We start from the raw sequence: 20,027 nt of genomic DNA on the forward strand, positions 1-20,027 counted from the left end.
TGACACGGCACAAATCAACAGGTAGGAGCTGGCTTGCCTGCGATAGCGGTGGGTCAGGCAACACATCTGTGTCTGATAGACCGCAATCGCAGGCAAGCCAGCTCCCACAGGGAACAGTGGTGCTCTTGAGTGTTTCTACACCGCCCGGATCACATGCTTGATCTCCTGAAACGCCTGCAACCCCCAAGGCCCCAGTTCGCGGCCAATGCTGCTCTGCTTGTAACCACCCCACGCCGTTTGCGGGAAGATCACCTGCGGCGCATTGATCCACACCAAACCCACCTGCAAAGCATTCGCCACTCGCTCAGCCGCTTCCAGGTTGCTGCTCAGCACGCTCGCGACCAGGCCAAACTCACTGTCATTGGCCAGCGCCACAGCCTCGGCCTCATTGGCAAAACTGCGCACGCACAGCACCGGGCCGAAGATCTCCTCGTTCCACAACGCGCTGTCCAACGGCACTTCAGTGAAGACCGTCGGGCGAATGAAATACCCATGAGGCAAATCCGCCGGGCGCCCGCCGCCACACAGCAGCTTCGCGCCGGCTTGCACGCCACGTTCGATATGCCCCAGCACCCGCTGGTACTGCGCACGGTTGACCAATGCGCCCATTTCCACGTCTTCGGCAAACGGGTCCGCCACGCGAATGCTCTCGGCCCTGGCCTGCAAGCGGGTGAGAAACTCGTCCGCCAGTTCGTCGGCCACCAACACCCGGCTGGTGGCGGAACACATCTGCCCGGCGTTGAAGAAACCACCGCCGCAGGCCAGTTCCACGGCCAGGTCGAGGTCGGCGTCCGCCAGCACCAGCAACGCGGATTTGCCGCCCAGTTCCAGGCTCACACCCTTGACCGTTTCGGCGGCGCGCTGCATCACCTGCACGCCCACGGCATTGCTGCCGGTGAAGGAGATTTTCGCGATCCGTGGGTCAGCCGCCATCGGCGCGCCCACCGCCAGGCCAGTGCCGCAGACCAGGTTGAACACACCGGCAGGCAAGCCCACCGAGGCGATGATCCGGGCCAGTTCCAGCTCTGCCAGCGGCGTCACTTCCGAAGGCTTGAGCACCACGCAGCAACCGGCCGCCAGCGCCGGGGCGAGTTTCCAGGCGGTGGTCACCATCGGGAAATTCCACGGCACGATCAGGCCGACCACGCCGCAGGGTTCACGGCGTACACGGGCGCTGAAATCCTCAGTGGGCAGTACCACCGGACGGTCCTGGGTGGCGTCCATTTCGTCGGCCAGGTTCGCGTAATAGGCAAAGGTGGCGATCACGTCATCCACATCGATGCCGGCTTCAAACAGCGGCTTGCCGTTGTTGCTCGATTGCAGTTGCATCAGGTGTTCACGCTCTGCGCTCACACCCTCGGCGATCTTGCGCAACAGCGCGGCGCGGTCGCGGCCGGTGCTTTTTGACCAGCCCGGGAAGGCCGCGCTGGCGGCGCCGATGGCCTCAGTCACCGCGCCTGCATCACCCACGCTCACTTGGGCCAGGGTGGCCTCGGTGGCCGGGTTGATCACGTCCAGCACGTCATGGCCGGCACGCCACGCGCCATTGATAAACAGCCCATTCAATACCGCGCTCATACCGCCACCTCCTTCATCCAAAGGCCCTGGTCGATTTCAATCAGCGTCGGGCCCTGGCGATCAGTCGCGGCACGCAAGGCGCTGCGTAATTCCTCAACACCCTGGACGCGCTGGGCAGCAGCGCCGAGGGCCTTGGCCACGCCGATAAAGTCCGGGGTGTAGATGTCCACGCCCACCGGTTCGATGGCGCGGTTGACCATGTATTTCTTGATCTCCTCATAGCCCTGGTTATTCCACAGCAGCACGATCACCGGCGTGCGCGCTTCCACGGCGCTGGCCAGTTCCGGCAGGGTGAATTGCAGGCCGCCGTCGCCGATCAGGCACACCACCGGCGCACCGTTGCCGCGCCCCAGCCACGCACCGATGGCCGCCGGCAAGGCGTAGCCGAGGGTGCCGTAGCCGGTGGAGGAGTTGAACCAGCGGCGCGGTTGGTCGAGGTTCAGGGTCAGGTTGCCGGTGTACACCGGTTGGGTGGAGTCGCCCACCAGTACGGCGTCGGGCAGTTCGTCCAGGACGGTGTTGAGGAACAGGGTTTGCGCGCGGGTGGCGGCGTCCCAGGTGGGTTCCAGTTCGCTCCACAGGCGGGCGACGCGGTGGGCGCCCCAGTTGCTGTCGCGGGCGGCCAGGGGTTTGTTGCCCAGCTCGGCAAGCAGTGCCTGCGCAGCGATTTGCGCGTCGGCTACCAGCGCGACTTGCGGCGGGTAATTGCGCACGGTCTGGTCGGAATCGATGTCGATGCGCAGCAGGGCGCCGGGAATGTCGAAGCCGCCGGCGAAGGTCACGTCGTAGTCGGTTTCGGCCAGCTCGGTGCCGATCGCCAGCACCACGTCTGCCTCGGCCACCAGCGCGCGGGTGGCGACCAGGGTTTGGGTCGAGCCGATCAGCAGCGGGTGGTTGGCGGCCAGCATGCCCTTGGCATTGATGGTCAGCGCCACCGGCGCGCCGAGGGCTTCGGCCAGCTGCGTCACCTCGGGGGCTGCGTCGATGGCACCGCCACCGGCGAGGATCAGCGGACGTTTCGCCGCTGCGAGCAACTGGCTCATCTGCTTGACCGCCGACGGCGCAGCGCCAGCGCGGGAAACGCTGACCGGTTCGCTGCCGAGCAACGCGTCGGCGTTTTCCACCAGCACGTCCAGCGGGATTTCGATGTGCACCGGGCGCGGTCGTCCGGCCTGGAACAGCGCAAATGCCCGGGCCAGTACACCGGGCAACTCGGCTGCCGACATCAAGGTATGGGAGAACGCCGCCACGCCCGCGATCATCGCGTTCTGGTTCGGCAGCTCGTGCAGCTTGCCGCGCCCGCCGCCCAGCTGGCTGCGGGACTGCACGCTGGAGATCACCAGCATCGGGATCGAGTCGGCGTAGGCCTGGCCCATGGCGGTGGTGATGTTGGTCATGCCGGGGCCGGTGATGATGAAGCACACGCCGGGCTTGCCGCTGGTGCGCGCATAGCCGTCGGCCATGAAACCGGCGCCCTGTTCGTGGCGCGGGGTGACGTGGCGGATGCTCGAGCGCGCCAGGCCCCGGTAGAGTTCCACGGTGTGCACGCCGGGGATGCCAAACACCTGGTCCACGCCGTAGCCTTCCAGCAGGTTGACCAATACTTCGCCGCAGGTCGCCATTGTCGTCGCTCTTATTGTTGATAAAGGCCCGTATTGGAACGGCTGGCCCGTAGCGGCAACAATCGATAAAAAGTCATACTAGCCATGTCCTCACGTCATGGCTGCGCCCTTATGAAACGTCTTCCGCCGCTGCCGGCCCTGCACACCTTTTGGGTCACGGCCCAGTGCTGCAACTTCACCCGAGCCGCCGAGCAATTGCACATCACCCAGGGCGCGGTGAGTCGGCAGATCGCCGGGCTGGAAAGTCATCTGGGCTATGCGCTGTTCCAGCGCCAGGCTCGTGGCTTGAGCCTCACCGAAGAGGGCCGCGAATGGTCACTGCGGGCGCAGCAGGTGTTCGGCCTGATCGGCGAGGCGGTGGAGCAGATCGGCACCCGCCGCGAGACCTTGCAGCTCAAGGCCTCCACCTGCGTGATGCGCTGGCTGTTGCCGCGCCTGATGCAGTGGCAGCAGGAACGCCCGGATGTGCCGGTGGAGTTGACCACCACCGTGGCCTACACCGTCGACTTTCGCCGCGAGCAGTTCGATGCCGCGGTGATCTACGCGCCGATTGCCGAGCAGTCGGCCCAGGCCCGGCATCTGTTCGATGAGCGCCTGACACCGGTGTGCGCGCCGGCCTTGCTCGGTGACTTGCACACGCCCGCCGATTTGCAGCAACAGGTGTTGTTGCACCCTACGCGGGATGAGCGCGATTGGGCGTTGTGGTTGAAAGCGGCGAATACACGCTTGAGCAATCTGGCCCAGGGGCATCATTTTGAAACCCTGGACCTGGCGATGACGGTGGCGTCCCAAGGCTCGGGCGTGGCAATTGGCGACAGCGCGCTGATTGGCGAGGACCTGAAGGCGGGGCGGTTGGCCACGCCGTTTGAACTACGGGTGCCGACGGGGATGGGGTATTACCTGGTGTACCCGCCGGGCACTGAGCCCTCGGCGGGGTTGGAGCAGCTTATGGACTGGCTGGTGAGCCAGGCACAGTCGCCGTCACAATGAAGATCAAAATGTGGGAGCGGGCTTGCTCGCGAAGGCGCCGGGTCAGCCAATACATCTGTTGACTGACACACCGCATTCGCGAGCAAGCCCGCTCCCACATTTTTAGTGCGCGTCAGCCTTAGTAGCCGACGGTAAACCGCTGGCGCGAATGCTTCGGCGTTTCCACTTCATCAATCAGCGCAATCGCAAAGTCGGCAAAGCTGATCCAGCTGCGGCCTTCACTGCTCACCAGCAATTCATCCTGGCCCAGGCGGAATGTGCCGGTGCGTGCGGTCTCGACGAACTCCGCCGAAGGCGACAGGAAGGTCCAGTCCAAGTCTTTTTCCTGGCGCAGGGTATCGAGGAAAACACTGCCGGCGCTGGCTTCGGCTTTGTATTCCTCGGGGAAGCCCGGGCTGTCGATCACTCGGCTGCCGCCCGGCAACAACAGCGAACCGGCACCGCCGACCACCAGCAGGCGCTTCACGCCGGCTTTTTTCACCGGGTTGATCACCGCTTCCGGCGGCAGGGTGGCGAAGTGCGCCGCACTGATCACCACGTCGTTGCCGCGGATGGCCTGTTCCAGTGCCTGGGCATCCAGCGCATCGACTTGCTTGGCGGTGACGCCAGGGCGCGCCCCGATCTTGTCGGTATTACGTGCGATGGCCGTGACGGTGTGCCCGCGACGCAACGCTTCTTCCAGCAGTTGTCTACCGGCACGACCGGTGGCACCAATGATTGCGATCTTGCTCATGACGTTCTCCAGTACGGTTAAGGGTTGAATCGACTCACCACTGCATTTCGCCCTTGGCGACTTTGGCGCCCAGTTCCAGGGTGCTCTCGTCACCCAGGTTCGGGTAACGCTTTTGCATCGCCGCAATCAGGGCGGCGGAGTCCTTGGCCTTGGCGGTTTCTTCGTCAAAGGCCTTGATGTAGTCGGCGGTGAACGCCACGGATTTGAGCGACGGCGTGCCCAGGTAGTGACCCGGAATCACGGTGCGCGGTTTCAAGTCCTGGATACGTTGCAGGGTGGCCAGCCAATCGGTGTGGGACTTCGCGGTCTGCGTATCGGCCATCCACACATGAATGTTTTCCGCGACGACTACACCACCGACCACCGCCTTGATCGACGGGATCCACACAAAGGTGCGGTCCGGTTGTGCGCCGTCGAGGCCGATCACCTCCAACTGCTTGCCTTCGAGGGTCAGGCTGTGGCCCTCAAGCACCTGGGGAATGACGGCTTTGCCAGGCTTGTCCGCGCCCAGTTTCGGGCCCCAGAACGCCAGTTTGTGTTCAACGGTGGCCTTGATATGGTCCACCACCGGCTGCGGTGCCAGGACTTTGGCCTGGGGGAAGGCGGCGGTCAGGGTATCGAGGCCGAAGTAGTAGTCCGGGTCGCCGTGGCTGATGTAGATGGTAGTCAGGCGCTTGCCGCTGGCGCGGATTTTTTGCACCAGTTGCTCGGCCTGGGTCTTGCCGAATTGGGCGTCCACCAGGATCGCATCTTTGTCGCCGCTGACCAGTACCGAGGTGACCGGCATCATCGCGGTTTCGCCCGGGTTGTAGGCGTCCAGAGTCAAGTCGGCCGCCATGGCGTGCGCGGCGAAGGCCAGGGAGGCGGCGGCCAGGGCCACGCGCTTGAGCGGGGAGAATCCAAACATGTGCAGCTCCAGTCATCGGTAAGGTGTGGACAGAGCTTAGTTGCACCAAACGCTACAAAAAATGCGATGCTTGGACATAGTTTGTTTCTAAAAGCGGGCAAATCATGGATCGTCTTCAAGCAATGCGGGTGTTTGTCGCGGTGGTGGACTTGGGCAGCCAGTCGGCGGCAGCCGACCATCTGGACCTGTCGCGCCCGGTGGTGTCGCGCTACCTGGCGGAGCTGGAAGACTGGGTCGGCGCGCGCCTGATGCACCGCACCACCCGCAAGCTCAGCCTGACCGCCGCCGGCAGCGAAACCTTGCCCCGTTGCCGACAGATGCTGGAGTTGTGCAGCGACATGCAGGCCGCCGTCAGCGAACCGGACGAAGCACCCCGTGGCCTGCTGCGCCTGAGTGTCAGCACCTCGTTCGGCCAGGCACAGCTGGCCGATGCCATGGCCGAATACGTCAAGCGCTACCCGCTGGTCAACATCGATATGCAGATGCTTGATCGCACGGTGAACCTGGTGGATGAGCGCATCGACCTGGCGATCCGCACCAGCTTCGAACTGGACCCCAACCTGATCGCCCGCCGACTCACGCTGTGCCGTTCGGTGATCTGCGCATCGCCCGCTTACCTGCTGGAGCATCCGCAACCGCGGCAGGTACAGGACCTGGCCCGGCACAATTGCCTGACCCACTCCTACTTCGGCAAAAGCCTGTGGCACTTCATGGAGAACGGCGAGCCGGTGTCGGTGCCGGTGCAGGGCAATATCAGCGCCAACGAGGCCAGTACCTTATTGCGGGTGACGCTGGCGGGAGCAGGGGTGTCGCGGCTGCCGAGTTATCAGGCGGGCGACTACATCCGCAGCGGCGAGTTGATCCGCTTGTTGCCCGAGGCCGAGCCGCAGCAGATGAACATCTACGCGGTGTACGCCTCGCGCAAGCATATGCCGGCGGCGCTGCGCAGCCTGCTGGATTTCCTGGTATTGAGGTTTCCGGAAGAGCCGGTGTGGGACGTCGGTCTCTAAGCCTGCATAAACAGGTTGAATGTCGCCCGATAATGGCGACTTGCCCCAGCTGACCTATGCTTATCAAAGCACCTTCTTGATCGGATCAGAGGTCAGCATCATGTCGATCAAAACAAGAAAGTACCTGATGATTTTCACCCTGTGCGCCGCCGCCACCGCGCTCTATGGCACTGCCGCCTACCGCGTCGAACAGACCCGCATGCAGCCGGGCTTCGCCTCCAGCTGCAATCACGGTCAATGCGTTGGCCACATGGCTGCCTTCAGTTCGCTTCGCTAGAGGCCTGGTCGGCTTTCAACTGCTCCCGAAACGCCTTCGGGGAGAACCCGACGCGTCGGCGAAACAGCCGTGAGAAGTTGGTCGGGTCGGAAAAGCCCAACACCTCCGACATTTCATTGATGGTCATGCTGGTGTAGGTCAGCAGGCGCTTGGCTTCCAGCAACTGGCGGTCGTGCATGATCTGCAACGCGGGCTGCCCGCCCAACTCCCGACACGTCCCGTTCAGGTGTGAGACCGAGATCCCGAGCTTGTGGGCCAGGTCTTCGATTTTCGGGTGCTCGCGATAATGTTGCTCTACCAGCAGGGTGAACCGGCGGAAGTATTCGCGGCCCCGCGGTGCCCGTGGATGGCGACGCTGGATGGCCTGGCGGCTGATCCACACCAGCAGTACGCTGACCAGGGCGTGCATCATCATGTCTCGCGCCGGTTGGTCGCTGGCGTACTCCTCCTGCAGGCGCGCAAACAGGCTGTTGAGGTAGTCACTGTCGTTGCCGGCAGGGTAGCTGCCCAGGGCATTCAGGCCATCCAGCGCCGCGCCCAGTTGCCCCTGCAGGTGCGCCATCAGCGGCGCGGCCAGGGTGACCACAAACCCCTCGACGTCTTCGGAAAAGCGAAAGCCATGCACGCATAACGGCGGCAGCACCTGCAGCGTCGATTCATTCAGGGTGCTGCGCTGCCCCTCGATCTCCAGTTGTGCCTGGCCTTTGTGCACGTAAAGCAACTGGCACAGGTCCGCATGCCGGTGGGGCTGGATTTCCCACTGGTACTCACGGCTGCGCCGGGAGATGGTTTCACAGTGCAACAAATCCGGGGTCGGCCATTGCTGGCTCTCACCGTAGAGTTTGAACACTGGAATCGCGGCACTGGCAGTTTTGGTCATGGCTTCATCCGATACTTCGGGAGAGTTGTGCGGTAATCGCCCCAATTGGCGAAAAGCGCAGCTTTGGGCTCAGTTTTCACCTTCTTATGCCGGGCACTCAAGTGAAAAATGCCAGCAACACCTTCAATGACAACTCTTTCACCGGATACGTTCGGGTGAAGCTTGCGGGCCATAAAAATAATGAAAACGCTGAAAACCCAAGTCGCCATCATCGGCGCCGGTCCCTCGGGGCTGCTGCTCGGTCAACTGTTGCACAACGCCGGGATCGAAACCCTGATTCTTGAGCGCCAGACGCCGGATTACGTGCAAGGGCGCATCCGTGCCGGGGTGCTGGAACAAGGCATGGTCGACCTGCTGCGCCAGGCCGGCGTGAGTGCGCGGATGGATGCCGAAGGCCTGGTGCATGAGGGCTTTGAGCTGGCGCTGAATGGGCAACTGACCCATCTCGACCTCAAGACGCTGACCGGCGGCAAGACGGTGATGATCTACGGGCAAACCGAAGTCACCCGCGACCTGATGGCCGCGCGCCAGGCCAGCGGCGCGACAACGTTGTATGAAGCCGGCAACGTGCAGCCCCATGATCTGAAAAGCCCGGAGCCGTGGCTGAGCTTCGAACATAAAGGCGAGCATTACCGGCTGGACTGCGACTACATCGCTGGCTGCGATGGTTTTCACGGTGTGGCGCGCCAGTCGATTCCCACCGAGGCATTGAAAGTCTTTGAACGGGTCTATCCGTTTGGCTGGCTGGGCATCCTCGCCGACACCCCGCCGATCCACGATGAACTGGTGTACGCCAAGCACGAACGCGGTTTTGCCCTGTGCAGCATGCGTTCACCGACCCGCAGCCGTTATTACCTGCAGGTGCCGGCCGATGAGTCGGTGGACGACTGGTCCGATGCACGCTTTTGGGATGAACTGAAAACCCGCTTGCCCAGCTCACTCACCGAGCAACTGGTGACCGGCCCGTCCATCGAAAAGAGCATCGCGCCACTGCGCAGTTTTGTGGTGGAGCCGATGCAGTACGGCCGCCTGTTCCTGCTCGGCGACGCGGCCCACATTGTGCCGCCCACCGGCGCCAAGGGTTTGAACCTGGCGGCCAGCGATGTCAGTACCTTGTTCAATATCCTGCTCAAGGTGTATCGCGAGGGCCGAGTGGAATTGCTGGAGAAGTACTCGCAGATTTGCCTGCGAAGGATCTGGAAGGCCGAACGGTTTTCCTGGTGGATGACCTCGATGCTGCATCAGTTTCCTGAGGCAGACGGCTTCAGCCAGCGCATCGCCCAGAGCGAACTGGAATACTTCGTCGACTCCGAAGCCGGTCGTAAAACCATTGCAGAAAATTACGTCGGACTTCCTTACGAGGCTATCGAATAGTCAGCTATCTAGTACACTGACGAGCATTCCCGTGGGCCTCCTTTTCCCGCGGGCCCTTGCTCGCAGGTTCTGCCGTGACCAACCTCAATCAGCCCGCCACACCCGCCGTGCGCAGTGTCCTTGTCGCCTTGATGATGGCGATCTTTCTCGGGGCTTTGGACCAGACCATCGTCGCCGTCTCCATGCCGGCGATTTCCGCCCAGTTCCATGACGTCAACCTGCTGGCCTGGGTGATCTCCGGCTACATGGTGGCGATGACCGTGGCGGTGCCGATCTACGGCAAGCTCGGCGACCTGTACGGGCGCCGGCCGATGATGCTGATCGGCATGGGCCTGTTCACCCTTGCTTCGCTGTTCTGCGGCATGGCCCAGAGCATGGAGCAACTGGTGCTGGCGCGGATCCTCCAGGGCATCGGTGCTGGCGGGATGATTTCGGTCAGCCAGGCGATTATCGGCGACATTATTCCGCCCCGTGAGCGCGGGCGCTACCAGGGTTACTTCAGCAGCATGTACGCGGTGGCGAGCGTGGCCGGCCCGGTGTTGGGCGGCTACATGACCGAGTACCTGTCGTGGCGCTGGGTGTTCCTGATCAACCTGCCGCTGGGCGCGGGCGCCTGGTGGGTGGCCCATCGCACGCTGGTGGGGCTGCCGGTGCCGCAACGCAAGCCGGTGATAGACTACCTCGGCACTGTGCTGATGATCGTCGGTTTGACGGCGCTGTTGCTGGGTATCACCGAAATCGGCCAGGGCCATCATTGGCGCGACGATGAAGTGCTGGGGCTGTTGGTCTGTGCCGTGGTGGCGTTGACGGTGTTTGTGTGGCACGAGCGTCGGGCGCGGGAGCCCTTGTTGCCGATGCACCTGTTTGCCAACCGCAGCGCGGTGTTGTGCTGGTGCACGATTTTCTTTACCAGTTTCCAGGCGATTTCCCTCACGGTGCTGATGCCGCTGCGCTACCAGACCGTCACCGGTTCCGGTGCCGACAGTGCCGCCTTGCATTTGCTGCCGCTGGCGATGGGTTTGCCGATGGGGGCGTATTTTGCCGGGCGCATGACCTCGGTGACCGGGCGTTATAAACCGATGATCCTGATTGGCGCCTTCCTGAGCCCGATCGCGATTTTCGGCATGGCGTTGAGTGCGCCTCAGGCGGTGGCGGTCACCAGTCTGTTTATGTTGCTGTGCGGGATTGCCGCCGGGATGCAGTTTCCGACTTCCCTGGTGGGTACGCAGAACTCGGTGGAGCAGCGGGATATCGGGGTGGCGACCAGCACCACCAACCTGTTCCGTTCCCTGGGCGGTGCGGTTGGGGTGGCATGCATGTCGGCGCTGTTGCTGGCGTTGTTGCAGGACTCCAGTTTTGCGCACCTGGCCAGTGGGGCGCTGGTCGCGGAAGGGAGTTCGGGGAATGTGCTGCTGGATGGCTTGAATGCGGCGCCTGGGCCGGCGCAGGATGCCTTGCGGGGGGAGTTGTTGATTACCTTCAGGCATTTGCTGATGGTCAGTGCCGGGGTGTCGTTGTTGGGGTTGGCGGCGGCGATTGCCATGCCTAATCGGGTGTTGCGGGGGCGGGAAGACAAGGCCAAATAGTCGAAAAAATGAAGATTAAATGTGGGAGCGGGCTTGCTCGCGAATGCGGTCTGTCAGTTGATAAATAGGTTGGCTGATACACCGCATTCGCGAGCAAGCCCGCTCCCACATTCGATTGCGTTCCAGCATTTAAATAGCTGACCTTCACGGGCTGTAATACCCCACAGCCACCATGAAATGTCCGGTTTTGCGCAAATACGCATGCTTGTTCTCAACCTTTCCGGTCACCGGATTTTTCCAGCGGTACTTGTATTCCCCCTGATCCTGCTCGGCCATGACCGCCAGGATCGGCTCACCCACCGGCTTCCCGTCGGGATCCTTGATCTTGCTGAAATCCGTATTCACCAACCGCGGAGTCGTGCCATGGGCCACGTAGCGCTGGGTGTCGAGGTCAACCACAAACACATACAAATCGTCCTGTAGAAAACCACCCTGCATGGCGTTGATGGCCTTGAGCGTCCCAACCGGGTCTTTCTCCAGCGCCTTGACGGCTTTGTTTCGCAGCGCTCTGGCATGTTCCGGCGTCGCCCGCGGCAGGTAGTAGCCAACGGCCAAAATCCGCTGCCCGACGCGCTGGTAATACACATGCTTGCGCTCCACCTTGCCGTCATTCCAGTTCTGCCACCGGTAATCGGCCTGCTGGATGCCACTGCCCTCAGGCACCGCCAACGCCTCCTTGAACGACTTGTTCAAATCCGGCCCCAGTACCTCGGAAACATTGCGCCCGATCAACGCAGAAGAGGGCCCGCCACTCGCCAGCAGCACGCCCTTGGTGTTGACCACGAACACGTAACGGTCCTGGTCGACGAATTCACCCTGGCGGCTGAACGCCGCAAAAGCCTTGTCACCATTCGTCTGGTAATACGCCAAGGCCTTTTCCAGCAAGGCCTTGGCGGCTTGGGCATCCGCCTCCTCAGCGGTGGCGGCGTGCACCTGGCCAACACATAACAGCAGCAGCCAGGTGGCTCGGAGCATTGCCTTCATTACCCGTCCCTCGATCTTGTTGGTGTGCCAAGAGCGTAGACGGTTTGCCGGCAAATCAGAACGGTTTGGTCGGCAGGTATTTGCCATCCAGGGTGATTACCGCGCGGGAGCCGCCGTCCGGGTCTTCGACCTTCTTGATGTCCAGCTTGAAGTTGATCGCGCTGATGATGCCGTCGCCAAATTGTTCGTGCACCAGGGCCTTGAGGGTCGAACCGTAGACCTGCAGCATTTCATAGAAACGGTACATGGTCGGGTCCGTCGGCACGCCGCCCGGAAAGCTGCCGCGCAGGGGCACGGTTTGCAGCAGGCGGCTGGCGTCCTGGTCGAGGCCAAGCTTGTCGCAGACCACATCGGCAGCGTCCTTGGGCAGCGGATGCTGGCCGAGCAGGGCGGCGGTAACGAACGCCAGGCTCAGGCCGGTGCCGTCGGTGAGGTCCTGCCATGACAGGTTCTTGCGCGCCTTGATGTCGATGACGGTGTCGGCCAGGGCCAGGCGTGGGGATTGGGCGAATTGGGATTGCAGCATGGTGATGTCCTCTTGGGTTTGAATAAGGTTCAGGCGGCGTGGGCACGGGTGGCCGGGTGGTCGAGCAGCGACATGAAGCGCCCGTTGCGGCCATCCAGGGCGTCGATGGCGCCGCTTTCGATGTCGTAGACCCAGCCGTGCAGGCTCAGCCGGCCTTGTTCCAGGGCCAGGGCCACGGAAGGGTGGGTCTTGAGGTTGGCCAGTTGGGCGACCACGTTTTCCCGTACCAGCGAGTTCAGCCGGTCGGCATCCGATGCGTGAGTGCGGGCGGCATTGATCACCTTGGCCGACTCGGCGTGGCGCAGCCAGTTGGCCACGGCGGGCAAGTGGTCGAGGCATTTGCAGGTGGAGATCGCGGTCATGGCACCGCAGTCGGAGTGGCCGCAGATCACGATGTCGCTGACGCCGAGAACGGCTACTGCGTATTCTACGGTGGCCGACACGCCGCCAGGCTCCGGCCCGTAGGACGGGACGATGTTGCCGGCGTTACGGATCACAAACAGGTCACCGGGTTCCTGCTGGGTCAGCAGTTCCGGGACTACGCGGCTGTCGGAACAAGACACGAACAACGTGCCGGGGTTTTGCGTGGTAGCCAGGTGTTTGAACAGGTCGCTGCGTTGAGTGAAGGCTTCACCCTGGAACTTGCGAAAGCCGTCGATGAGATCTTGCATGGTGGTTCTCCTTGCGTCGCTGATGGGGCAAGGATGGAAGTTTTCAGTTATAGCGTCCAAGACCGGCTTATTATGGTTTCTATAAGTCATGCCTATAGTTGGAGCGCCTTCCATGTTGCTGCGTCATATCCGCTACCTGCTGGCCGTTGCCGAGCACCGTAATTTCACCCGGGCGGCGGAGGCGCTGCATGTGTCGCAGCCGACCTTGTCGCAGCAGATCCGGCAACTGGAAGACACTCTCGGTGCGCCACTGCTGGACCGTTCCGGCAGACGCGTCAGCCTGACCGATGCTGGCGAGGCCTATGTGCGGTTTGCGCGCCTGGCCTTGCAGGATCTGCAGGCCGGCACCCGCGCCATGCATGACGTGCAGGACCTGAGCCGTGGCAGTTTGCGCCTGGCGATGACGCCGACATTTACCGCTTACCTGATCGGGCCGCTGCTGGCGCGATTTAACGGGCAGTATCCGGGGATTACAGTGAGTGTCGAGGAGCTGACCCAGGACCGCATGGAGGCGGCACTGACGGAGGATTTGCTGGATATCGGCATCGGTTTTACCGGCGAGCATTTGCCGGATATCGAGTGTGAAGGGGTGTTTGTCGAGGCGTTGAGCGTAGTGGTGAGCGCCGGTCATCCCGGCATTGATCGACAGTCGTGGCTCCAGCAGCCGTTGGTGCTGCTGAATGCCGGCTTCGCCACGCGTCGCTATATCGATGAGTATTTTCGCAGCCAGGCGGTGAAACCGCTGATCACCATGGAGGCCAATTCCATCAGTGCGATTATCGAAATCGTACGAAATACGCAGTTGGCGACCATCCTGCCCAGCGCGATTGCCCAGGTGCAGCCGGGGTTGCAGGCGGTGCCGCTAAGCCCGCCGTTGCCGCAACGCACGGCGGCGTTGCTCAGCCGCAAGGGAGGCTATCGCAGTGCGGCGTGCAGGGCGTTTGTCGAGCTGGTCAGGGCGCAGCCAGCCACTGATTGATGATGCCGTCATACACGCCGGTCACCGTGCTCAAGTGCAGCCACTGGTCCACGTAACTCTTCCATGCGACATCATCGCGGGGCAGCAGGAACGCTTTCTCGCTGTACTGCATGTACCGCTCGGGATTCACCGCGCACAGTCCCGGCTTGAGCTTCTGCTGATACCGCGCCTCGCTGGCGTCGGTGATCATCACGTCCGCCTTGTTCGCCAGCAGTTCCTCGAAAATCGTCACGTTATCCGGGAACAGCGTCAGTTGTGCCTTGCCCAAATGCGCCCGCGCAAATACTTCATTGGTGCCGCCCGCAGGCTCGATCACGCGTACCTGCGGCTGGTTGATCTGCTCCACCGTCTGATAGCGCTGCACATCGGCGCAACGCACCAGCGGGATCTTGCCGTCGACGCCCAATGGTTGGCTGAAAAACGCCTTTTTCTGCCGCTCCAGGGACACTGAAATACCACCCACCGCAATATCACAGCGCTGGGCCAGGAAGTCCGGCATCAGGGTTTTCCAGGTGGTCGGCACCCACTTCACCTGCACCCCAAGGCTCTTGGCCAGGGACTGGGCCATCGAAATGTCGATGCCTTCGTAGCTGCCGTCCGGGCGTAAATAGCTGTAGGGCTTGTAGTCGCCGGTGGTACAGACGCTCATTTCGCCGCGCTGGAGCACTTCATCCAGGCGCGACGCGGGGCTGTCGGCCAGGGCCTGGGCAGACAGGCCGGCCAGCAGGGAAAGGGTCAGCAATGCTTTCATGCGGTCGGGTCCTTGGGCATGGGCAGGGCCGCCATTATTTGCAAATGTTTAGCCACGGCACAACCAAACTCCATCAAGACTGGATTTAACGGCTTAACCTCGCGTGTGAGGCTGCCCGGCATCTCTTTACTGTGAATCCCGCATGGACGGTTCCCCCGACACACACCCTGAGACATCGCCAGGCGCCACCGCGTCCAGCCGTCCGGATCGTCGTCGAGTCACCGCTGATGCCCTCCCTTCCGAACTCGCCTTCTGGGCGCTCTGGCACTGCCGCCACGCGCGCCCACCGGACACCTTTCTCCTACGTTGATTTGCCCGAATGGATGCCCCGCGCATCTGCCCGGCAGCGCCCGCGCGCCTGCCTGACGCGAACGTATGAGAATGCCCATGAGCACGCCCTTTGCCACCCTGCACGAAGCCCAGTCCTTTCTTGAGCAGAACCCGGATATCGAGATGTTCGAGCTGTTCATCCTCGACAACAACGGTGTGCCTCGCGGCAAACTGCTGCACCGCGATGAACTGCTGGCGGTCTATGAAAGTGGCCGGCCGCTGCCGAGTACCATCCTCGGCCTGACCATCAATGGCGACGACGTGGAGAACTCCGGGCTGGTCTGGGAAGTCGGTGATATCGACTGCCGCGCTTACCCGGTCAGCGGCAGTTTGCAGCGCATGCCGTGGCGCCTGATCCCGACGGCAGCAGTGCAAGTCAGCATGCACCCCACCGAAGGCATGCCCGCTACCGTGGCCGATCCCCGGCACCTGCTGGCCAGGGTGATTGACGACCTCAAGGCCGACGGCTATTACCCGGTGATGGCGGCGGAGCTGGAGTTCTATTTGCTCGACCAGAAACCCGACAGTAACGGCCGCCCGCAACCGGCGCGGGATGTCGACGGCGGGCGCCCGCGCTCGACCCAGGTCTACGGCCTGCGGGAGCTGGAGCAGATCGAACCGTTCCTCGCCGACCTCTACAGCGCCTGCAAACTCCAGGGCATCCCGGCGCGCACGGCGATTTCCGAATACGCCCCGGGCCAGGTGGAAATCACCCTGGAACATCGCAGCGATGCCCTGCAAGCCATGGACGAGGCGGTGCGTTACAAGCGCCTGGTCAAGGGCGTAGCCCACAAGCACGGGATGACCGCGTGTTTCATGGCCAAGCCGTTCGACGATCTGGCCGGCACCGGCATGCACATGCACGTCAGCCTGGCGGACCGCGACGGCAATAACCTGTTTGCCAGCGAAGCACCCGACGGCACGCTGCTGTTGCGCCACGCGGTGGGCGGCATGCTCAGCACCTTGCTCGACTCGTTGCTGATGTTCTGCCCCAACGCCAACTCCTATCGACGCTTCCAGACCAACAGCTACGCGCCGCTGGCCGCGACCTGGGGCGTGGACAACCGCACCGTCACACTGCGGGTGCCCGGCGGACCGGCGTTTTCCCGGCATATCGAACACCGTATCTGCGGCGCCGACGCCAACCCGTACCTCGCGGCGGCCGCGATTCTGGCCGGTATCCACCGGGGCATCCGCGAACAGCGCGACCCCGGCGCGCCGGTGGAGGGCAACGGTTATGCCCAGGCCAAGGAGTTGCTGCCCACCGATTGGCTGACCACCTTGCGTGCGCTTGAAGGCTCGGTTTGGGCGCGTGAGGCGTTCGGCGGCGAATTCCTCGGCGTGTACCTGGCGGTCAAGCGGGCCGAATACCGTCAGTTCATGGGCGAGGTGGGCGAGCAGGATTGGCGCTGGTATCTGCACCAGGCCTGAAGATGAAGGCGCTGATCACAGACAGTTAACAGACAGGCAGCGGGCTGGATACTGGTTCTGCATTAACGGCGAACAATCCTTCGACCTTTTTTTCACGAGACGGTGGTTAAGCTGCGAATGTCTGATCCATTAACAGAGTCGTGTGATGCCGTCGCAACCGCCGTCTTCCATCGAGATTGAATTTGCCGAACGCGCTGGCCAGCAGCATGCCCTGGTCTGCGCCGACACGCGTCCGCCGGGGCTGCTGCGGCGCCTGGGGTTGTGGCGCGATGAGCAATTGGTGCGCCGTGCACTGAAGATCGCCGGCGAGCCAGGGCTGATTCTCGACCTGGCGTGCGGCTCCGGGCGCTTTTGGCCGGTGCTGGCCGAGCACAGCAACCGGGTGATCCTGGCGTCGGACAATTCCCAGGACATGCTCGACCACGCACGTACCCACCACGCGCCGGGCTTGCTCAAGCGGATCAAGACCTTCCAGGGCTCGGCATTTTCCATCGGCCTTTCGGCCAACGCGGTGGACTGCATTTTTTGCCTGGAGTTGTTTCGCCATGTGCCAACGGCAGAAGGGCGCCTGGCCCTGCTCGGTGAGTTTCATCGGGTAAGCCGCGACACGGTAATTGTTTCGGTCAACAGCGACAGCGGCTACCGGGCGTTGCAGCCTGGCCCGGCGGCAGTTGTCAGCCACCGGGCGCAAGTGGAGGCGGAGTTTCGCCTGGCGGGTTTCAAGGTCCTCGGTCAACAGGAGTTCATGCCCGGCTCAGCCATGTGGCGGGTGTATGTCCTGCGTAAGAGAGGATAAGTACCGACTGTCGGACTATTCTTCAGCTCCTATAAGAGTTTTCATGGCGGATGCTGTACTGCGAATGCTCGCAACTCCCTTTCGCGATATATACTGCGCGCCATTCTTCAAGGGAGAGCCGTGTGGCCATCGATATTCACTGGATCTGCGACAACGATAGCCTCGGCCAGCACTGCGCCGAATGGCAGCAGTTGCCATTCGTCGCCCTCGACACCGAATTCATGCGGGTCGACACTTTTTATCCCATTGCCGGGCTGATCCAGATCGGTGATGGCGTGCGCGCTTACCTGATCGACCCCCTGACCATCGACGACTGGCAACCCCTGGCCGCCTTGCTGGAGAACCCGGCGGTGATCAAGGTGGTACACGCTTGCAGCGAAGACCTGGAAGTGTTGCTGCGCCTGACCGGCAGCCTGCCGGTGCCGTTGTTCGACACGCAACTGGCGGCGGCCTACCTGAACCTCGGTTTCTCCATGGGCTATTCGCGGTTGGTGCAAGCCGTCCTCGATATCGAGTTGCCCAAGGGCGAGACCCGCTCCGACTGGTTGCAGCGGCCATTGTCCGAGACGCAAATCAGCTACGCCGCCGAAGACGCGGTGCACCTGGCAGAAGTCTACACACGCCTGCGCCCGAAGCTTTCCGACGACAAATACGCCTGGGTCCTGGAAGACGGTGCCGAACTGGTGGCCAACCTGCGCCGCGAAGTGGACCCGTACGAGGTTTATCGCGACGCCAAGCTCGCCTGGAAACTCTCCCGTGCCCAGCTCGCCGTATTGCGCGAACTGTGCGCCTGGCGCGAACAGCAAGCCCGTGCCCGTGACCTGCCGCGCAACCGGATCATCCGTGAGCACTCGTTATGGCCCCTGGCCAAATCCCAGCCGGATAACCTCGCCGCGCTGGGCAAGATCGAAGACATGCACCCGCGCACCGTGCGCCAGGACGGCGAGTTCCTGCTGGGCCTGATCAAGCGCGCCGGCAGCGTGCCCATGGACCAGTGGCCACCGGCGGTTGCCGAGCCATTGCCGGTGGACGCCGCCACGCTGATCAAGCAACTGCGCGCCCTGGGCCAGGCCGAGGCCGAACGCCTGGACATGGCGCCGGAACTGATGCTGCGCAAGAAAACCCTTGAAGCCCTGGTCAAGAGCGGCTACCCCGAGGGGCCTTACCAATTGCCAGATTCGCTGCGTGGCTGGCGCCGCGAACTGATGGGCCAGGCGCTGCTGGACAGCCTGGCCACTGCCGGAGAACAGCCTTGAAACGTATCTGCTCCATCTATCGCAGCCTCAAACGAAACGAGATGTACCTCTACGTGCTGAAAAGCGATGCACTGGACCGCGTGCCGGAAAGTCTGCTGGCCGCCTTCGGCAAGCCGCACCACGCCTTCGACCTGGTGCTGAGTCCGGAGCGCAAGCTGTCCCGCGAGGACATCACCGTGGTTCTGGAGAACCTCGAAAAGCAGGGTTACCACCTGCAAATGCCGCCGGCCGAGGACGAGTACATCGAACACTTGCCCGAAGAGCTGCTGCGACGCAATGACCCGATGTGATCGGTCAGTGCCCCGTCCGGGGCACATTCATCAATGGAATTCAATTTTTGGCGGCGGCCGCACGGTACAGTGAACTGGACCGGCGGCCGCCTGCAGTGTTTTTGAAAGGTTTGAACCATGCGCGTTCTGATTGCTGAACACGATCACCCGCTGTACGCCCGGCTGCTGCGCGAAGCGGCGCCGGACCTTGAGGTCATGACCAGCGGCGACTCCGCCGAATTGTCGCGCCTGGCGGCCGATTGCCCGGTGTGGCTGGGCCAGCCGGATCTTCTGGCCACCTTGCTGCGCCAGGGGCACCAGCCACAATGGCTGCAATCCACCTGGGCCGGCATTACGCCGCTGCTGGCCGACGGCCTGCCGCGGGATTACCGCCTGACCCGCGCCGTGGGCATTTTTGGCCAGGTGATGGCCGAATACGTGCTGACTTACATGCTTGGCCATGAGCGTGAAGTGCTGGCGCGGCTGGTCAGCCAGGTCGAGCGCAAGTGGGATAACCGCATGGGCCAGAGCCTGGCGGGGCGCAAAGTGCTGATCGTCGGTACCGGTGATATCGGCCGCAGCGTTGCGCAATTCCTGCAGCCGTTTGGCGTTGAGCTGTACGGCATTGCCAGTGAGGCCCGTGAGCAGGCGCCGTTTGTCGAAGTTGCCGGGCTCGACGCGTTGCCGCGCCTGGTGGGTGAGGTGGACTACGTGGTCAACCTGCTGCCCAACACGCCGAACACCCACGATTTGTACAATGCGGCGCTGTTCAAGCAATTCAAGCCGACCGGGTTGTTCATCAACGTCGGGCGCGGTGTGGCGGTGGTCGATGCGGACCTGGTGGAAGCATTGAAGGAAGGTCATCTGGCCGGCGCGGTGATTGACGTTTGCCGTCAGGAGCCATTGCCACAGCGCCATCCGTTCTGGACCGCCTGGGGGTTGCTGCTGACCGGGCACAGCTCGGCGCCGACTTCGCCGGGGATGATGGTGCAATTATTTGTCGAGAATTTGCGCGCGTACCAGGCGCAGGAAACGTTGCGCGGCGAAGTGAGTTTCGAGCGCGGTTACTGACAGCGC

General features: G+C 62.7%; 20 protein-coding genes. 11 read left to right on the forward strand and 9 right to left on the reverse strand.

The features are described 5' to 3' along the window. Nucleotides 1-135: 135 nt before the first annotated feature. Nucleotides 136-1,578 (reverse strand): aldehyde dehydrogenase family protein, encoded by a 1,443-nt coding sequence (locus ACIOMR_RS02475; RefSeq protein ID WP_401192001.1) that lies wholly within the window; start codon nucleotides 1,576-1,578, stop codon nucleotides 136-138. After that, complete coding sequence (locus ACIOMR_RS02480; RefSeq protein ID WP_401192004.1) at nucleotides 1,575-3,200, reverse strand: 5-guanidino-2-oxopentanoate decarboxylase; 1,626 nt, start codon at nucleotides 3,198-3,200, stop codon at nucleotides 1,575-1,577. Before ACIOMR_RS02480 ends, ACIOMR_RS02475 begins: the two co-directional genes overlap by 4 nt. Nucleotides 3,201-3,311: 111 nt before the next feature. On the opposite strand from ACIOMR_RS02480, the gene ACIOMR_RS02485 reads away from it, so the two are divergent. After that, entirely contained in the window at nucleotides 3,312-4,190 is an 879-nt protein-coding gene (locus tag ACIOMR_RS02485; RefSeq protein WP_177028549.1) for a LysR substrate-binding domain-containing protein, read from the forward strand. Nucleotides 4,191-4,308: 118 nt separating this feature from the next. Here the strand turns inward: ACIOMR_RS02485 and ACIOMR_RS02490 are convergent, their stop codons facing one another. Together ACIOMR_RS02490 and ACIOMR_RS02495 are read right to left on the reverse strand one after the other, a co-directional pair. Next, nucleotides 4,309-4,923 carry an NAD(P)-dependent oxidoreductase gene (locus tag ACIOMR_RS02490; RefSeq protein ID WP_401192007.1) on the reverse strand — a complete coding sequence of 205 codons (615 nt, stop codon included), beginning with the start codon at nucleotides 4,921-4,923 and terminating at the stop codon, nucleotides 4,309-4,311. A 34-nt stretch (nucleotides 4,924-4,957) separates the two neighbouring features. Beyond that, the gene (locus ACIOMR_RS02495) at nucleotides 4,958-5,830 is read right to left on the reverse strand and encodes an MBL fold metallo-hydrolase (protein ID WP_102368312.1); all 873 of its coding nucleotides are present in this window, start codon (nucleotides 5,828-5,830) and stop codon (nucleotides 4,958-4,960) included. 104 nt (nucleotides 5,831-5,934) lie between these two features. Between ACIOMR_RS02495 and ACIOMR_RS02500 the strand changes: the two genes are divergently transcribed. Both ACIOMR_RS02500 and ACIOMR_RS02505 read left to right on the forward strand, forming a co-directional pair. Further along, nucleotides 5,935-6,840, forward strand: a complete 906-nt coding sequence (locus ACIOMR_RS02500; protein ID WP_003210653.1) for a LysR family transcriptional regulator — start codon at nucleotides 5,935-5,937, stop codon at nucleotides 6,838-6,840. A gap of 100 nt (nucleotides 6,841-6,940) precedes the next feature. Then, nucleotides 6,941-7,117 (forward strand): hypothetical protein, encoded by a 177-nt coding sequence (locus ACIOMR_RS02505; RefSeq protein WP_162835184.1) that lies wholly within the window; start codon nucleotides 6,941-6,943, stop codon nucleotides 7,115-7,117. Here ACIOMR_RS02505 and ACIOMR_RS02510 read toward each other — a convergent pair. Next, complete coding sequence (locus ACIOMR_RS02510) at nucleotides 7,101-7,997, reverse strand: helix-turn-helix domain-containing protein (RefSeq protein ID WP_401192012.1); 897 nt, start codon at nucleotides 7,995-7,997, stop codon at nucleotides 7,101-7,103. The two genes, ACIOMR_RS02505 and ACIOMR_RS02510, sit on opposite strands and share 17 nt — an antisense overlap. A 189-nt stretch (nucleotides 7,998-8,186) precedes the next feature. Between ACIOMR_RS02510 and pobA the strand changes: the two genes are divergently transcribed. Both pobA and ACIOMR_RS02520 read left to right on the forward strand, forming a co-directional pair. Then, nucleotides 8,187-9,371, forward strand: coding sequence for a 4-hydroxybenzoate 3-monooxygenase (pobA, locus tag ACIOMR_RS02515; protein ID WP_401192208.1), 1,185 nt, complete (start codon nucleotides 8,187-8,189; stop codon nucleotides 9,369-9,371). A gap of 74 nt (nucleotides 9,372-9,445) precedes the next feature. Next, the gene (locus ACIOMR_RS02520) at nucleotides 9,446-10,957 is read left to right on the forward strand and encodes an MDR family MFS transporter (RefSeq protein WP_008437917.1); all 1,512 of its coding nucleotides are present in this window, start codon (nucleotides 9,446-9,448) and stop codon (nucleotides 10,955-10,957) included. Between the two features lie 144 nt (nucleotides 10,958-11,101). On the opposite strand, the gene ACIOMR_RS02525 is transcribed toward ACIOMR_RS02520, so the two are convergent. The 3 genes from ACIOMR_RS02525 to ACIOMR_RS02535 are packed head-to-tail and all read right to left on the reverse strand — an operon-like array spanning nucleotide 11,102 to nucleotide 13,138. Next, nucleotides 11,102-11,941 carry a cache domain-containing protein gene (locus ACIOMR_RS02525; RefSeq protein WP_003210658.1) on the reverse strand — a complete coding sequence of 280 codons (840 nt, stop codon included), beginning with the start codon at nucleotides 11,939-11,941 and terminating at the stop codon, nucleotides 11,102-11,104. Between the two features lie 55 nt (nucleotides 11,942-11,996). Then, nucleotides 11,997-12,467: a cyanase gene (cynS, locus tag ACIOMR_RS02530; protein WP_003210659.1), complete on the reverse strand. Its 471-nt coding sequence runs from the start codon at nucleotides 12,465-12,467 to the stop codon at nucleotides 11,997-11,999. A 29-nt stretch (nucleotides 12,468-12,496) separates the two neighbouring features. Continuing rightward, on the reverse strand, nucleotides 12,497-13,138 hold the full coding sequence (locus ACIOMR_RS02535; protein ID WP_177008933.1) for a carbonic anhydrase: 642 nt from the start codon (nucleotides 13,136-13,138) through the stop codon (nucleotides 12,497-12,499). A gap of 112 nt (nucleotides 13,139-13,250) precedes the next feature. Here ACIOMR_RS02535 and cynR point away from each other — a divergent pair, with 112 nt between their 5' ends. Then, nucleotides 13,251-14,117, forward strand: coding sequence for a transcriptional regulator CynR (cynR, locus tag ACIOMR_RS02540; RefSeq protein ID WP_401192017.1), 867 nt, complete (start codon nucleotides 13,251-13,253; stop codon nucleotides 14,115-14,117). Here cynR and ACIOMR_RS02545 read toward each other — a convergent pair. Continuing rightward, the gene (locus ACIOMR_RS02545; RefSeq protein ID WP_008437921.1) at nucleotides 14,092-14,868 is read right to left on the reverse strand and encodes a transporter substrate-binding domain-containing protein; all 777 of its coding nucleotides are present in this window, start codon (nucleotides 14,866-14,868) and stop codon (nucleotides 14,092-14,094) included. The genes cynR and ACIOMR_RS02545 overlap by 26 nt on opposite strands. A 387-nt stretch (nucleotides 14,869-15,255) precedes the next feature. On the opposite strand from ACIOMR_RS02545, the gene ACIOMR_RS02550 reads away from it, so the two are divergent. From ACIOMR_RS02550 to ACIOMR_RS02570, 5 genes are all read left to right on the forward strand, one after another. After that, a complete protein-coding gene (locus ACIOMR_RS02550; protein WP_401192020.1) occupies nucleotides 15,256-16,629 on the forward strand; it encodes a glutamine synthetase family protein in 1,374 nt (457 codons plus the stop codon). A gap of 145 nt (nucleotides 16,630-16,774) precedes the next feature. Then, the gene (locus ACIOMR_RS02555; RefSeq protein WP_401192023.1) at nucleotides 16,775-17,425 is read left to right on the forward strand and encodes a class I SAM-dependent methyltransferase; all 651 of its coding nucleotides are present in this window, start codon (nucleotides 16,775-16,777) and stop codon (nucleotides 17,423-17,425) included. 122 nt (nucleotides 17,426-17,547) lie between these two features. After that, a complete protein-coding gene (gene rnd, locus ACIOMR_RS02560) occupies nucleotides 17,548-18,681 on the forward strand; it encodes a ribonuclease D (protein ID WP_401192026.1) in 1,134 nt (377 codons plus the stop codon). Next, the gene (locus ACIOMR_RS02565) at nucleotides 18,678-18,971 is read left to right on the forward strand and encodes a YcgL domain-containing protein (protein WP_401192028.1); all 294 of its coding nucleotides are present in this window, start codon (nucleotides 18,678-18,680) and stop codon (nucleotides 18,969-18,971) included. Before rnd ends, ACIOMR_RS02565 begins: the two co-directional genes overlap by 4 nt. A 117-nt stretch (nucleotides 18,972-19,088) precedes the next feature. Next, on the forward strand, nucleotides 19,089-20,021 hold the full coding sequence (locus tag ACIOMR_RS02570; RefSeq protein ID WP_003210668.1) for a D-2-hydroxyacid dehydrogenase: 933 nt from the start codon (nucleotides 19,089-19,091) through the stop codon (nucleotides 20,019-20,021). Nucleotides 20,022-20,027 lie beyond the last annotated feature (6 nt).

The organism is Pseudomonas sp. NPDC087814, assembly GCF_044742865.1.
Classification (GTDB): domain Bacteria; phylum Pseudomonadota; class Gammaproteobacteria; order Pseudomonadales; family Pseudomonadaceae; genus Aquipseudomonas.